The organism is Nocardiopsis chromatogenes YIM 90109, from assembly GCF_000341185.1.
GTDB classification, from domain to species: Bacteria; Actinomycetota; Actinomycetes; order Streptosporangiales; family Streptosporangiaceae; genus Nocardiopsis_A; species Nocardiopsis_A chromatogenes.
Genome location: NZ_ANBH01000339.1, coordinates 21,484 through 34,911, shown reverse-complemented (window position 1 = coordinate 34,911; position 13,428 = coordinate 21,484). Strand labels below are relative to the sequence as shown.

Here is a 13,428-nt window from a genome sequence, read left to right as displayed (position 1 = left end):
CGGACGACGACGCTGCCGCAAGGGCCGCCGACCATCGTCGTCGCCGCCCTTGACCTGGCACTCCGTCGGCCTGCCGCCCGGCTGAGGCGGGTGAGTGGGCCCTGTCCCCGTCGCCTCCGTCCGTCTGACGCCCCGGTGGCCTGTCGCCCGGGTGGAGTCGGTGAGTGGGGCACCTGCCGGGCCGCTCTTGCTCTGCTGGGCGGCCTGGGCGGGGTATCCGATGCCCTACCCTCCCTTCAGGCGTGGGCCCTGGACGGGCCGCGCGGATCGACCACTGCCGAGCGGGGACGGGGAGCACGCCATGGAGGGAACGTCCTTCGAGGAGGTCGTGTCCGAGGTCTTCAGCACCCAGATGCCGCCGCCGTGGTGGCTGGTCGTCGCGACCGGGGTGGCCGCTCTCGTGCTGGTGTCCACCGGCGGCCCGTGGCGGGTGGCCCGCAACGTCGTCACCATCGCCCACGAAGGCGGGCACGCGGTGGTCGCGCTGCTCAGCGGGCGGCAGCTCACCGGTGTCCGGCTGCACTCGGACACCTCCGGGGTGACCGTCTCGCGCGGCCGCCCCGACGGGATCGGGATGATCCTCACCGTCTTCGCCGGCTACGTGACGCCGTCGGTGGTGGGCCTGGTCGGGGTGGTGTTCCTGCTCGGCAACCGGATCACCGGCCTGCTGTGGCTGTCGGTGCTGCTGCTGGCCGCGATGCTGGTGATGATCCGCAACCTCTACGGCGTGGTGTCGGTGGTGGGCACCGGCGCCCTGGTGTTCGTGATCTCCTGGTTCACCCCGGCCGAGGTGCAGGCCGCCTTCGCCTACTTCTTCACCTGGTTCATGCTGGCCGCCGGGGTGCGGCCGGTGTTCGAGCTGCAGGCGCAGCGGCGCCGCCAGCCCTCCGCGCAGTCCGACGCCGACCAGCTCCACCGCCTCACCGGGATGCCCGGCACCGCCTGGGTGATGGTCTTCGGCGCGGTCAACCTCGCGTCGCTGGCGCTGGGCGTGTGGCTGCTGTGGACCTCCGCGGACCCCGTGCTGTGAGGGAGACGACGGCGGGAGGGCGTGGCCGGATCCGGCCACGCCCTCCCGCCGTTCCAGGTCAGGAGCTGGGCGCGTTCAACGGGGCCGCGAGCGCCGCGGCCACGTCCGGCATCACCGGCACCCGGGTGTCGATCGCGGTGACCCGCAGGATCTGGGACACGCGCTCGTTCGGTGCGGCCACCATCACCGCCGCGTAGTGCTCCTTGGCGAGCTTGTGGGCCTGGATGAGCACCCGGAGCCCGCTGGAGTCGATGAAGTCGAGCCCGGAGAAGTCGAGCACCACCCGCCCGTGCGGCATGGACTCGACCGCCTCGCGGGCGGCGGCGTGGAAGCGCCGCTCGGTGGCCATGTCGACCTCGCCTTCGAGGACGAGCACGAGGCCCTCGTCGTGGCTGCGGCTGGTGATCCTCAGGGCGGGCATGGCGCCTCCGGGAGTGCCGGGCCGGGCGCCGTGGGCGCCCCCGGCGGGGACAGCGGTCCGCGGGGCGCCCGCTTCCGGGCGGGCGCCGTGCACGGTCGCCTGCGCGGGCGCATGGTCGCGGCGGGACTGCTGGCTCATCGTGTGGCTCTACCCCTCGTGCCGGGCGCCTGGTCGGGACCGGCATCTGCGTGGTCTTCGTCGTCGGCGATCGCTCGACGCCGGAGCGGGCGGCCGGGTGCGGGTGGCCGGGCCGGACGCGGCCTGCGGGGCGACCCGTGGGCTGGAACTCTCACGCCCGCTGGTTGCTAAGGAGGTTAGAACACGCCTCCGCCCCGGACGATACCACACGGCTGTGGCCTATTCGTGACATGAGTGAAGCGCGAGCGTGCTCACAGTCGGGGTGGAGTGTTAGCCTCACCACAACCAAGCAACTGCTTGCTTCACTGGGAGGCGTCCCGGCATGGCCATCGAGTTCACCAAGGCGACCGCGCGCGTCGGCGCCTACGTCACCGGCCTGGATCTGGGCCAGGACCTGTCCGGCGAGGAGGTCGCCGCCGTCCACCGCGGGCTGCTCGACCACGGCGTGCTCTTCTTCCGGGGCCAGGACATCACCGACGAGCAGCACGTCCGCTTCGCGCTGCGGTTCGGCGAGCTGAACACCCCGCCGATGAAGGCCAAGGAGCCCACCGGCGACCTGGTCGCCGACGCGATGCACGTGCTGAACCAGACCAGCCCCAAGGGCGAGGGCGGCGACAGCTGGCACGCCGACAACACCTTCATGCCCCACCCGCCGCACGGCTCCATCCTGCGCGCCGTCGTGCTGCCCCGGGTCGGCGGCGACACCCTGTGGGCCAGCGCGTGCGCCGCCTACGACGGGCTCTCACCGGAGGTGCGCGCGCTGGCCGACTCCCTGACCGCCGTGCACGACATCACCCCCGGCGTCCTCAAGGCCATGTCCAAGGGCCACCCCCTCGACCTGGCCGACCTGCAGCGCCGCTTCCCGCCCCGCGAGCACCCCGTGGTGCGCACCCACCCCGAGACCGGCCGCCGCCTGCTCTACGTGCACCGCAGCTCGGTGACCCGCATCAGCGGCCTGGACGAGTGGGAGAACGAGGCGATCCTGCCGATGCTGTGCGACCAGATCCGCCGCCCCGAGTACCAGGTGCGGCTGCACTGGGAGGTCGGCACCATCGCCTTCTGGGACAACCGGGCGGTGCAGCACTACGCGGTGCCCGACTACACCGAGCGGCGCGAGATGCACCGGGTCACCGTGGACTTCGCGAAGGGGTTCGACGACTGACCCCGCCGTCCTCGCCGTTGCCGCCGTCCCCGCCGTCCCCGCCGTCCCCGCCCGGCCCCCCGGGGCCGCTGGGCCCCTCAGGCCCCTCAGTGCCGCCGGGGTCCGTGGACCCCTTCGGCCCCGGGGAGCCGCACCCGTCGCCCGCCGCGCCCCGGACGCACGCGTAGCCGGGGCCCTCGCGCCGCAGCACCCAGGTCGCCGCCGACAGCGTCAGCGGCACCGCCACGGTCAGCGCCAGCGCCGGGATGGCGATGCCCGAGTCGTTGGCGGCGAACCCCACCAGCGCCGTCACCAGCGACCCGGTCAGCCCGGCGCGCAGCATCGGCGCGTACTCGTAGGCCCGCTGCAGCGCCCCCATCCGCCAGTTCGTCGGCTTGTTCAGCACCGCGAACAGGAACAGCAGCGCGCACCCGGCCAGCAGTGTGAGCTGCCAGTTGCCCAGGGTGCCGAGCATGGCGCCGAGCTTGCGCTGCACGATCGGCCACGCGTCGCCCTCCAGCACCTGCCCGGCGAACAGCCCGAAGTGGCTGCGCTCGGCGGGCGGGCGCAGGTAGTCCCAGTAGGCGACCGCGGCCAGCACCACCGCGCCGCCCGCGCACACCGCGGCCATCCGCACCAGGGTCACCTTGCGCCCGGCGATCATCAGCACCGTCACGGCCAGCCCCGGCACCAGGGCGAACAGCCCCCCGAAGTCGGTGCCCAGCCCGGGCCAGCCCACCACCAGCACGGTCGCCCCGCCGACGGCCGCGGCCACCGCGACCGCCGTGCGGCGCCGCCCGGCCGCGATCAGGTAGTGCGCGGCCCCGGCCACCGCCATCAGCATGCCGGTGGAGAAGGTCGCGAAGGCGATGTTGCCGAGCCCGTAGAAGCGTCCGGCGACGATGGGCGTATAGCCCATGGGCGAGTTCATCTGCAGGTTCGCCCCGGTGCACATGTCGGTGAACAGCACCGCCGTGGTGATCCCGGCGACCACCGTCATCGGCCCCAGGATGTCCTTGCGCCACGGACCCGCCAGCGCCGCGGTGACGATGAGCGAGGCGAACAGCAGCACGCACAGCGGCAGGGCCACCTCGGGCACGGGGAACGACCACCAGGGCACCAGGTTGGCCAGATAGCTCGCCACGGGGACCGACGCCCCGCCCAGCGCGACCGCCCGCGTGGCCCCCAGCACCGCCGCGCGCTTGTCCCGGTCGCGCTCGCCCCACCGGTGCACCGCGTAGGCGGCCGTGGCGTAGATGAGCAGCTGGATGGCGACCAGCAGGCTGAAGAACCCCGCCATCAGCGATTCGACCACATTGGCCGCGGTGTTGAACTCGGCCAGCCGCCCCACGGCGGTGTCCAGGTCGGCGGGGCGCTCCACCGGCGCCCAGGACCGCCCCACCGTCGCGGGAGGCGGGTCCGCCCCGAGCGACCGCAGGAGGGTGGTGGTGGTGTCGGTGAGGGTGACCAGGCCGTCGCGCCGGGTCGACTCCGAGGTCAGGTAGCGCCCGTCGTACCCGCCCCCGGAGGGGCCGGGGCCGTGCAGCAGCGCCGCGTTGAGGTTGGACCGCCCGGCCTCCACGGACACCCCGGCCACGATCAGCGTCGCGTCCTCGGGCAGGGCGTCGGCCACGTCGCCGATCCGCTCGTCGATGGCCGACAGCGCCTCCAGCCGGTCGGCGCTGAGCACCGGGTCGGGCTCGGGCTCGGACGTGCCCTCCGGGGAGGCGTCGGGGCCGGGGGAGGCCTCCGGGTCCACCGGCGGGTCCAGGTACAGGTCGGACAGCCCGTCCAGGTCGACCACGGTCAGCCAGGCGTCGGCCACCCGCTCCTCGGTGAGGGCGGCGGGGTTGGCGAGGTAGGCATCGACCCGGCCCTGTTCGTCGGCGGCGGCGAGTGCCGCGCCGGGGCCGACCGCCAGGGTGGTCCCCCCGGCCTCGTGCACGGCGCGGCCGAGCAGCCCCACGCGCGCGCCGTAGGGCGAGGCGGCGTTGACCGCGACGTGGTCGGCGTAGTCCTGGACCACCGCCCCCTCGCCGTCGCGGGCGGGCGGGACCGGGAGCTCGCAGATGGAGTGCCGCTGGCGCTCGCTGAAGGCGCGCTGCCCGGCCGAGACGGTGAGCCAGCCGTCGACGGGGCAGGTGCGCGAGGTGGCGGTGCGGATCGACATGTCGCCGATGGCGCCGTCCTCGGCCAGCCCCCACAGCTCGGGCATGGTGTCGGGGTCGATCTCCTCCCACATGAGCCCCGGCACGCCGACGAGCACCACCGGACCGCCGGAGGGAGGCCGCTGTGCGGAGGGGGCGGAGGGTTCGGAAGGGGAGGGCGGGGAGGGCGTCGCCGATGCGGGCGGCGCCGGGGAGGCCGCGACCAGGGCGGACACCAGGGCCGCCACGAGCGCCACGGCCGCCAGAGCGGCGAGCACGGCCGGGGCGGCGGAGGCGGACGGCAGGGCGGTGCCCGGCGCCTTCACCGCGGCCGCGGGCCGGGCAGCCCGTCCCCCCACAGGCACGGCATCCTCCTCGCTCCGGGTGCACCTGCTGCACACGGTAGCGGCCCGGGCACGGCCGGACCGGGTGTGCCACGCACCCTGTGGACAAGCGGGAAAGGGGCGGCACCCCGGCGGTGTTCCGGACGAAGGTGCCGACGAGACCGGCGTCCGCGATTCCGGTGAACGCCGCGGAGCGCGCGGATGCGCACGCCGGAGCCGACCGGCGGCGGCACCATCGCCGGGAGGGCGGGGCCGACGGACGCGGGGACCCGAAACGTGAGGACAGCGGAACGACGGCGCTCTCCCCCAGGCCGACCCCCAGGTCGGCCCCCGAGGTCAGTGAGGGGTGCGCAGGCCCTCGAAGGCGACCGCCGCGACCTGGGCGGCCAGGCCCTCGGCGTCCAGGCCGCCGCCCGGCCGGTACCACTCCACCAGGGAGTTCACCATCCCGAACAGCAGCCGCCCGGCCACGTCCGGGTCGACGTCGGGCCGGATCGCGCCCTCGGCCACGCCCTCGCGCACCAGGTCGGCCACGAACCGGTCGAACTCGCGGCGCCGCTCCAGCGCCCGGCGCTCCACCGCCGTGTTCCCGCGCACCCGCAGCAGCAGGGTCACGTGCGGCAGCTCCTCCACGAGCGCCAGCACACTGCCGCGCAGCACGTGCTCCAGCCGCCCCAGCACCGGACCGCCGGTGGCCTCCGGTTCGCGGGTGACGGCGAACAGGGCGTCCAGCGCCCGGTCCAGGGACTGGCGCAGCAGCTCGGACTTGCCCGACACGTGGTGGTAGATGGCGGACTTGGTCACGCCCAGCGCGCGGGCGAGGTCCTCCATGCTGGTCCCGTCGTACCCGCGCTCGTTGAACACGCGCACCGCCGTCCGCAGGACCGAGTCGGCGTCGTGGCCGGGCCTGCCGGCGCGGCGGCGCGCGGAGACGGAGGGGCCGGGCGGGGGGCCGGAAGCGGTGGAGCGGGACACAGAGGGTGAATCTACCCCGGCCGAAACGGTCCCGGAGTGCGCATCGCCGCCCTGATCGCCAACGGTGTCCGACGTCACGGCCGCTCGTCGACCGTCCTGCGCACCTTGCCGGAGGAGCGCTCCAGCGTCCCCGGGTCGAGCACCTCCACCGTGGCGCCCACCCCGGTGTGCTCGCGCACCGCATCGGCCAGGACCCGCCCGGCCTGGACGCGCTCCCGGTCGGCCACGCCCGCGCGCGCCTCCACCCGCACCGTCATCTCGTCCAGCCGCTCCGGCCGCCGCAGCACGATCTGGAAGTGGGGCGCCAGCGCCGGGACACGGAGCACCTGCTCCTCGATCTGGGTGGGGAACAGGTTGACCCCGCGCAGCACGATCATGTCGTCGCTGCGGCCGGAGATGCGCGCCATGCGCCGGAACGCGGGCCGCGCGGTGCCGGGCAGCAGCCGCGACAGGTCCCGGGTGCGGTACCGCACCACCGGCATGGCCTCCTTGGTCAGCGAGGTGAACACCAGCTCGCCCTCGCCGCCGTCGGGCACCGGGCCGCCGTCGACCGGGTCGACCACCTCGGGCAGGAAGTGGTCCTCGAACACGTGCGGCCCGTCCTTGGTCTCCACGCACTCGTTGGCCACCCCCGGGCCCATGACCTCCGAGAGCCCGTAGATGTCGACCGCGTGCAGGTCGAAGGCCTCCTCGATCTCGGCGCGCATGTCCTCGGTCCACGGCTCGGCGCCCAGGATCGCGGTGCGCAGCGACGTGGACCGCGGGTCGGTCCCCTCGGCGCGCATCGCGTCGGCGATGGTGAGCAGGTAGGAGGGGGTGACCATGATGGTCTCCGGCTCCAGGTCGGCGATGAGCCGCACCTGCCGGGAGGTCTGCCCGCCGGAGACGGGGATGACCGTGCAGCCCAGGCGCTCGGCGCCGTAGTGCGCCCCCAGCCCGCCGGTGAACAGCCCGTACCCGTAGGCCACGTGCACCTTCTGGCCGGGCCGCCCGCCCGAGGCGCGGATGCACCGGGCCACCAGGTCCGACCAGATGTCCAGGTCGCCGCGCGTATAGGCGGCCACGGTCGCCTGTCCGGTGGTACCGCTGGAGGCGTGCAGCCGCAGCACCTTGTCGTGCGGCACCGCCAGCGCGCCGTAGGGGTAGGCCTCGCGCAGGTCCTCCTTGGTGGTGAAGGGGAAGCGGGCGAGGTCGGCCAGGGAGCGCAGGTCGTCGGGGTGCACCCCGGCCGCCTCGCACTTGCGCCGGTAGAAGCCCTGCCGGGCGTAGGCGTGGGAGAGCGTCCAGCGCAGCCGCTTGAGCTGGTGCTCCTCCAGCATTCCGCGGTCGGCGCGTTCCATCGGGTCGAGCATCCCGGGGCCGGGGGCGGGACCGAGGCGCCGGCCGCCGGGGGCGGGGGCGTGGGGGGACGGGTCGGTCACGGCGGCGTCCTTTCGGCTGGCGCGCCTCGGGACACCCCGGCGGCGCGGGGACGGACCCTTGCGGCCTGAACGAACGGTCGGTTAGTAAGTACGGCATAGACAAGCACCACCGGCCGGGGCCCTGTCAAGGGGCGCGACGGCCACCGGTGCCCGAATGCGCAGCTGGACGCGACGACGCGTAGGGAGAGGCCGCCCAATGGACCCGAGCGAGCTCTACGAACGGCACCGCAAGACCCTGGAGGAGGCGGTCGGCGCCATCCGCGGCCGGTACTTCTGGTCGCCCTACCCCGAGTCGCCGAGCCCGAAGGTCTACGGGGAGGAGGCCGCCCCGGCCGGGAAGGCGGCCTTCGAGGCCTACCTGGGCCGCGACTTCCCGCTGGAGGGCCACCCCGGCACCGGGGACCGCGTGGTCACCGAGCGCTCCCCCTACGGCCTGGCCCTCGGCACGGGCTACCCGCGCGCCGGGGCCGATGCGCTCATCGCGGCCTCGCAGAAGGCCGCCGGGCCGCTGCGGGACGCCGGGCCGGACGCGCGCGCCGGGATCTGCCTGGAGATCCTGGACCGCATCAACAAGCGCAGCTTCGAGATGGCGCACGCCGTGCAGCACACCAGCGGGCAGGCGTTCGTCATGGCCTTCCAGGCGGGCGGCCCGCACGCCCAGGAGCGCGGCCTGGAGGCGGTCGCCTACGGCCACGACATGACCACCGGCTACGGCGGCACCGTGCGCTGGGAGAAGCCGCAGCGCAAGGGCGACCCGCTGGTGATGGAGAAGCGATTCACGGCGGTGCCGCGCGGCGTCTCCCTGCTCATCGGCTGCAACACCTTCCCCACCTGGAACGCCTACCCGGCGCTGTTCGCCAGCCTGGCCACCGGCAACACCGTCATCGCCAAGCCGCACCCGCGCGCGGTGATGCCGCTGGCGATCACCGTGGCCGTCGCCCGCGACGTGCTGGCCGAGTGCGGTCTCGACCCCGACGCGGTACTGCTGGCCGCCGAGCGCCCTGAGGACCGGATCGCCGCCGACCTGGCGCTGCGGCCCGAGGTGCGGATCATCGACTTCACCGGCTCCAGCGAGTTCGGCGACTGGCTGGAGGCCAACGCCCGCCAGGCCGCGGTGTTCACCGAGAAGGCCGGGGTCAACGGCGTCGTGGTGGACTCCACCGACTCCTACAAGGGGATGCTCGGCAACCTGGCGTTCTCGCTGTCGCTGTACAGCGGGCAGATGTGCACCACCCCGCAGAACATCTTCCTTCCGGCCGGGGGCATCGACACCGACGAGGGGCACAAGAGCGCCGACGACGTCGCCGAGGACCTGTCCGGCGCGCTCGGGCGGCTGCTGGGCGACCCGGCCAAGGCCGCAGGGGTGCTGGGCGCCATCGCCAACGATGGGGTGCTGGAGCGGCTGTCGGCCGCAGAAGGGCTGGGCGAGCCGGTGCGGCGCTCCGAGGAGGTCGCCCATCCGGACTTCGCCGACGCCACCGTGCGCACCCCGGCCGTGGTCAGGGTCGGCCCCGACCGGGACGACGTCTACGGCCGCGAGCACTTCGGCCCGATCTCCTTCCTCGTGCCCACCTCCGGCACCGAGGAGTCGCTGCGGCTGCTGCGCGAGAGCGTGGGACGCCGGGGTGCGCTGACCGCGTCGGTCTACTCCACCTCCGAGGAGGTGCTGACAGAGGCGGAGAAGGCCGCCCTGGACGCCGGGGTGAACCTGTCGGAGAACCTGACCGGGCAGGTGTTCGTCAACCAGTCCGCGGCCTTCAGCGACTACCACGGCAGCGGCGCCAACCGGGCGGCCACCACGTCGCTGACCGACCCGGCGTTCGTGGCCGGGCGGTTCAACTTCGTCCAGTCCCGCCGGCACGGCTGAGCCGGGGCCGCCCGGACCCGGATGAGGCGCACAGGGCGGGGCCGCACCGTTGACCCCGCCCTTCGCCGGGCGGTAATTTCTAACTGAACGTTCGGTCGGTATTACGGCCGGGGGAGGACCCGCGATGACGGACCCAGGCACGGACGAGGCGGCGCATCCGCAGGACGAGGCCCGGCAGCGGCGCTTCGACGGCATGATCGCGGCCGATGAGCGGATCGAGCCGCGCGACTGGATGCCCGACGCCTACCGCCGGACGCTGATCCGGCAGATCGCCCAGCACGCCCACTCCGAGATCATCGGCATGCAGCCGGAGGGCAACTGGATCACCCGCGCGCCCTCGCTGCGCCGCAAGGCGGTGCTGATCGCCAAGGTGCAGGACGAGGCCGGGCACGGGCTGTACCTGTACAGCGCCGCCGAGACCCTGGGCGTGGGCCGGGACGAGCTGCTCGACCTGCTCCACCAGGGGCGCCAGCGCTACTCGTCGATCTTCAACTACCCGACCGTGACGTGGGCCGACGTCGGCGCGATCGGCTGGCTGGTCGACGGCGCCGCCATCACCAACCAGGTGCCCCTGTGCCGCTGCTCCTACGGCCCCTACGCGCGCGCCATGGTGCGCATCTGCAAGGAGGAGAGCTTCCACCAGCGGCAGGGCTTCGACATCCTGTACACCCTGGCGCGCGGCACCGACGGCCAGCGCAGGATGGCCCAGGAGTCGGTCGACCGCTGGTACTGGCCCTCGCTGATGATGTTCGGCCCGCCCGACTCCGAGTCGACGCACTCGGAGCAGTCCATGGCCTGGAACATCAAGCGCTTCTCCAACGACGAGCTCCGCCAGCGCTTCGTCGACATGATCGTCCCGCAGGCCGAGGCGCTCGGGCTCACCCTGCCCGACCCGGCCCTGGCGTGGAGCGCCGAGCGCGGCCACTACGACTTCGGCACCCCCGACTGGGACGAGTTCATGCAGGTCCTCAAGGGGAACGGGCCGTGCAACCGGCAGCGCTTGGAGCACCGGAGGACCGCCCACGAGGAAGGGGCCTGGGTGCGCGAGGCGGCGCGCGCGCACGCGGCCAAGAGCCGGGCACGGGAGCGCGCGGCGGCCTGACCCGGACCGCGGACCCTGCGGAAGACACGAGAGGCGAGGAGAGACGATGGCGGACCAGCCCCTGTGGGAGGTGTTCGTGCGCGCCCGGCGCGGGCTGTCCCATGTGCACGTCGGCAGCCTGCACGCCGCCGACGCCGAGCACGCCCTGCGCAACGCGCGGGACCTGTACACCCGCCGCCAGGAGGGCGTCAGCGTGTGGGTGGTCCCGGCGGCGGCGATCAGCGCCTCGGCCCCCGAGGACAAGGACGCGTTCTTCGACCCGGCCGAGGACAAGGTCTACCGGCACCCGACCTTCTACCCGGTGCCCGAGGGGGTGGAGCACCTGTGAGCGGGCGCGAGAACGGATCCGCGAGCGCCGAGCGGGACACCGCGCTGGCCGCCTACGCGCTGCGGCTCGGCGACGACGCCCTCGTCGCCTCGCACCGCCTGGCCGAGCTGGCCGCGCGCGGCCCCCAGCTCGAAGAGGACGTGGCGCTGGCCAACATCTCCTTGGACCTGCTGGGGCAGGCGCGGTCCCTGCTGACCTACGCCGGGTCCCTTGAGGAGCGGCTGACCGGCGTGCTGCGCACCGAGGACGACCTGGCCTACCTGCGCGACGAGGACCAGTTCGCCAACTGCCGCCTGGTGGAGCTGCCCAACACCGACTTCGCCTTCACGGTCGCCCGCCAGTTCCTCTTCTCGGCCTACCAGTTCGAGCTGTACACGGCGCTGGCCGGGTCGGCGGACGGGACGCTCGCCGGGATCGCCGGGAAGGCGGTCAAGGAGGTGGCCTACCACCGCGACCACGCCTCCGGCTGGACCGTGCGCCTGGGTGACGGCACCGAGGAGAGCAGCGAGCGGATGGCGGCCGCCCTGGAGGCGGCCTGGCCGTACACGGGGGAGCTGTTCGCCTCCGACCCGGTCTTCCGCGCCGTCGCCGGTGCCGGGTTCGGGGCGGACCCGCCGGAACTGCGCCCGGCCTGGGACGCCTTCGTCGACGGGGTGCTGGCCGAGGCGGGGCTGGCCCGCCCGGAGGTGCCGCCGATCACCGGCCCCGCCGGGATGGGCGGACGCCAGGGGGTGCACACCGAGGCGTTCGGGTACCTGCTCGCGGAGATGCAGCACCTGCACCGGTCGCACCCGGGGGCGGCGTGGTGACCGGGCCGGCGCACCGCTCCGGGGAGGCGCCCGGGAAGGCCCGGGACCCGGAACTGGACCGCATCGCCGAGGAGGCCGCGTCGGTCCCCGACCCCGAGATGCCCATGCTGACCCTGCGCGACCTGGGCATCCTGCGGGGGGTGGAGCGGGACGCGGACGGGCGGCCGGTCGTGGTGGTCACCCCGACCTACTCGGGCTGCCCGGCCATGGAGGCGATCCGCGCGGACGTGCGCGAGCGGCTGGAGCGGCTCGGGCACGGCGGCGCCGAGGTGCGCACCGTGCTCTCGCCGCCGTGGAGCACCGACTGGATCACCGGGGAGGGGCGGCGCAAGCTCGCCGAGCACGGCATCGCCCCGCCGAGCGGGGCCGCGCCCGTCGGCCCGGTGCCGGTGCGGCTGAGCGTGAAGTGCCCGCGGTGCGCCTCGCCCGACACGCGGACGCTGAGCCGCTTCGGGTCGACGGCCTGCAAGGAGCTGCGGGTGTGCGAGGCGTGCAAGGAGCCCTTCGACCACGTCAAACCGCTTTAGCAGCCCTACGGGGCGCGACCCGGACGCCCCATGGACCGGACAGGAGAGCCATGACCGCAGGCCGCCGCAGGGCCGCATTCCGCACACTGACGGTGGCCGCCGTAGAGCGGCTGACCGATGACGCGGTGGCGGTGACCTTCGATGTCCCGCCCGAGCACGCCGAGGAGTTCCGTTTCGTGCAGGGGCAGCACCTGACGGTGCGCCGCCCCGGCGAGGGAGGGGCCGGTGCCGGTGAGGAGGTGCGCCGCACCTACTCGATCTGCTCCCCGGCGCCCGACGGGCCGCTGCGGATCGGCGTCAAGCGCCTGGAGGGCGGGGCGTTCTCCTGCTACGCCAACGACGCCCTCAAGCCGGGGGACACCCTGGAGGCGATGCCGCCGCTGGGCGGGTTCAACGTGCCGCTGGACGCCGGGGCCGTCCGCGCGCACGTGGCGGTCGCGGCGGGCAGCGGTATCACGCCGGTGCTCTCCCTGGCCGCGACCACGCTGGCCGAGGAGCCGGAGAGCGTGTTCACCCTGGTGTTCGCCAACAGGACGGCGCGGGACGTGATGTTCCTGGAGGAGCTGAACGACCTGAAGGACCGCTATCCGGCGCGGTTCCAACTGCTGCACGTGCTCAGCAGGGAGCAGGGCGAGGCGCCGATCACCAGCGGGCGCATCGACGCCGAGCGCATGGCGCGGCTGCTGGACGTGCTCCCGGAGACGGGGAAGGTCGCCCACTGGTACCTGTGCGGCCCGCAGGAGATGGTGGAGACGGTCACGGGGGTGCTGGGGGAGCACGGCGTTCCCCGGGAACGGGTGCACTTCGAGCTGTTCCACGTCGAGGGGGCCCCGCCGCCGCGCAGGCGCAGGGCCTCGGAGTCGCAAGGCGCGTCGGCCCCGGCGGCGTCGACGCGGTTCACGTTCACGCTGGACGGCCGCACCAGCACGGTGGACACCGACGGCGACGAGGAGCCTTTGCTGGGCGCGGCGCTGCGCGTCAGGGCCGATGCCCCGTTCGCCTGTAGGGGCGGTGTGTGCGGCACCTGCCGGGCGAAGTTGTGCGAGGGCGAGGTGGACATGCCGGTCAACTACGCCCTGGAGCCCGCCGAGATCGAGGCCGGGTACATCCTGACGTGCCAGTCCCGCCCCATGGGAGCAGAGGTGCGCGTCGACTACGACGCCTGAGCCAGGCCCCTT

Annotated in this window: 12 protein-coding genes; 8 read left to right on the top strand and 4 right to left on the bottom strand. The window is 74.0% G+C overall.

The features are described from left to right. Window positions 1–301 precede the first annotated feature (301 nt). Window positions 302–1,030, top strand: coding sequence for a M50 family metallopeptidase (locus D476_RS0129240; protein ID WP_017627434.1), 729 nt, complete (start codon window positions 302–304; stop codon window positions 1,028–1,030). A 58-nt stretch (window positions 1,031–1,088) separates the two neighbouring features. Here D476_RS0129240 and D476_RS0129235 read toward each other — a convergent pair whose 3' ends face one another. After that, on the bottom strand, window positions 1,089–1,451 hold the full coding sequence (locus D476_RS0129235; RefSeq protein ID WP_020380510.1) for an STAS domain-containing protein: 363 nt from the start codon (window positions 1,449–1,451) through the stop codon (window positions 1,089–1,091). 460 nt (window positions 1,452–1,911) lie between these two features. Between D476_RS0129235 and D476_RS0129230 the strand changes: the two genes are divergently transcribed. Beyond that, entirely contained in the window at window positions 1,912–2,751 is an 840-nt protein-coding gene (locus D476_RS0129230; RefSeq protein WP_017627432.1) for a TauD/TfdA dioxygenase family protein, read from the top strand. On the opposite strand, the gene D476_RS0129225 is transcribed toward D476_RS0129230, so the two are convergent. The 3 genes from D476_RS0129225 to D476_RS0129215 form a co-directional block, all read right to left on the bottom strand. Next, window positions 2,717–5,203 carry a hypothetical protein gene (locus D476_RS0129225; RefSeq protein ID WP_449289420.1) on the bottom strand — a complete coding sequence of 829 codons (2,487 nt, stop codon included), beginning with the start codon at window positions 5,201–5,203 and terminating at the stop codon, window positions 2,717–2,719. The two genes, D476_RS0129230 and D476_RS0129225, sit on opposite strands and share 35 nt — an antisense overlap. A gap of 354 nt (window positions 5,204–5,557) precedes the next feature. Continuing rightward, complete coding sequence (locus D476_RS0129220; protein ID WP_017627430.1) at window positions 5,558–6,196, bottom strand: TetR/AcrR family transcriptional regulator; 639 nt, start codon at window positions 6,194–6,196, stop codon at window positions 5,558–5,560. A gap of 74 nt (window positions 6,197–6,270) precedes the next feature. Continuing rightward, window positions 6,271–7,617: a phenylacetate--CoA ligase family protein gene (locus D476_RS0129215; protein WP_017627429.1), complete on the bottom strand. Its 1,347-nt coding sequence runs from the start codon at window positions 7,615–7,617 to the stop codon at window positions 6,271–6,273. A gap of 196 nt (window positions 7,618–7,813) precedes the next feature. On the opposite strand from D476_RS0129215, the gene paaN reads away from it, so the two are divergent. The 6 genes from paaN to paaE all read left to right on the top strand — a co-directional run bounded on the left by paaN (window position 7,814) and on the right by paaE (window position 13,416). Beyond that, complete coding sequence (paaN, locus tag D476_RS0129210; protein WP_017627428.1) at window positions 7,814–9,484, top strand: phenylacetic acid degradation protein PaaN; 1,671 nt, start codon at window positions 7,814–7,816, stop codon at window positions 9,482–9,484. Window positions 9,485–9,608: 124 nt separating this feature from the next. Further along, window positions 9,609–10,586 (top strand): 1,2-phenylacetyl-CoA epoxidase subunit PaaA, encoded by a 978-nt coding sequence (gene paaA / locus D476_RS0129205; RefSeq protein WP_017627427.1) that lies wholly within the window; start codon window positions 9,609–9,611, stop codon window positions 10,584–10,586. A 46-nt stretch (window positions 10,587–10,632) separates the two neighbouring features. Then, window positions 10,633–10,914: a 1,2-phenylacetyl-CoA epoxidase subunit PaaB gene (gene paaB / locus D476_RS0129200; protein ID WP_017627426.1), complete on the top strand. Its 282-nt coding sequence runs from the start codon at window positions 10,633–10,635 to the stop codon at window positions 10,912–10,914. Continuing rightward, window positions 10,911–11,723 (top strand): 1,2-phenylacetyl-CoA epoxidase subunit PaaC, encoded by an 813-nt coding sequence (paaC, locus tag D476_RS0129195; RefSeq protein WP_017627425.1) that lies wholly within the window; start codon window positions 10,911–10,913, stop codon window positions 11,721–11,723. The genes paaB and paaC overlap by 4 nt, the downstream gene beginning before the upstream one ends. After that, a complete protein-coding gene (paaD, locus tag D476_RS0129190; protein ID WP_017627424.1) occupies window positions 11,717–12,250 on the top strand; it encodes a 1,2-phenylacetyl-CoA epoxidase subunit PaaD in 534 nt (177 codons plus the stop codon). The genes paaC and paaD overlap by 7 nt, the downstream gene beginning before the upstream one ends. Before the next feature lie 50 nt (window positions 12,251–12,300). Next, the gene (gene paaE, locus D476_RS0129185) at window positions 12,301–13,416 is read left to right on the top strand and encodes a 1,2-phenylacetyl-CoA epoxidase subunit PaaE (RefSeq protein WP_017627423.1); all 1,116 of its coding nucleotides are present in this window, start codon (window positions 12,301–12,303) and stop codon (window positions 13,414–13,416) included. Window positions 13,417–13,428 lie beyond the last annotated feature (12 nt).

Coding starts and splice junctions, on each gene's coding strand:
- D476_RS0129240 (WP_017627434.1), top strand. CDS start 302: ATGGAGGGAACGTCCTTCGAGGAGGTCGTGTCCGAGGTCTTCAGCACC.
- D476_RS0129235 (WP_020380510.1), bottom strand. CDS start 1,451: ATGCCCGCCCTGAGGATCACCAGCCGCAGCCACGACGAGGGCCTCGTG.
- D476_RS0129230 (WP_017627432.1), top strand. CDS start 1,912: ATGGCCATCGAGTTCACCAAGGCGACCGCGCGCGTCGGCGCCTACGTC.
- paaN (WP_017627428.1), top strand. CDS start 7,814: ATGGACCCGAGCGAGCTCTACGAACGGCACCGCAAGACCCTGGAGGAG.
- paaA (WP_017627427.1), top strand. CDS start 9,609: ATGACGGACCCAGGCACGGACGAGGCGGCGCATCCGCAGGACGAGGCC.
- paaB (WP_017627426.1), top strand. CDS start 10,633: ATGGCGGACCAGCCCCTGTGGGAGGTGTTCGTGCGCGCCCGGCGCGGG.
- paaE (WP_017627423.1), top strand. CDS start 12,301: ATGACCGCAGGCCGCCGCAGGGCCGCATTCCGCACACTGACGGTGGCC.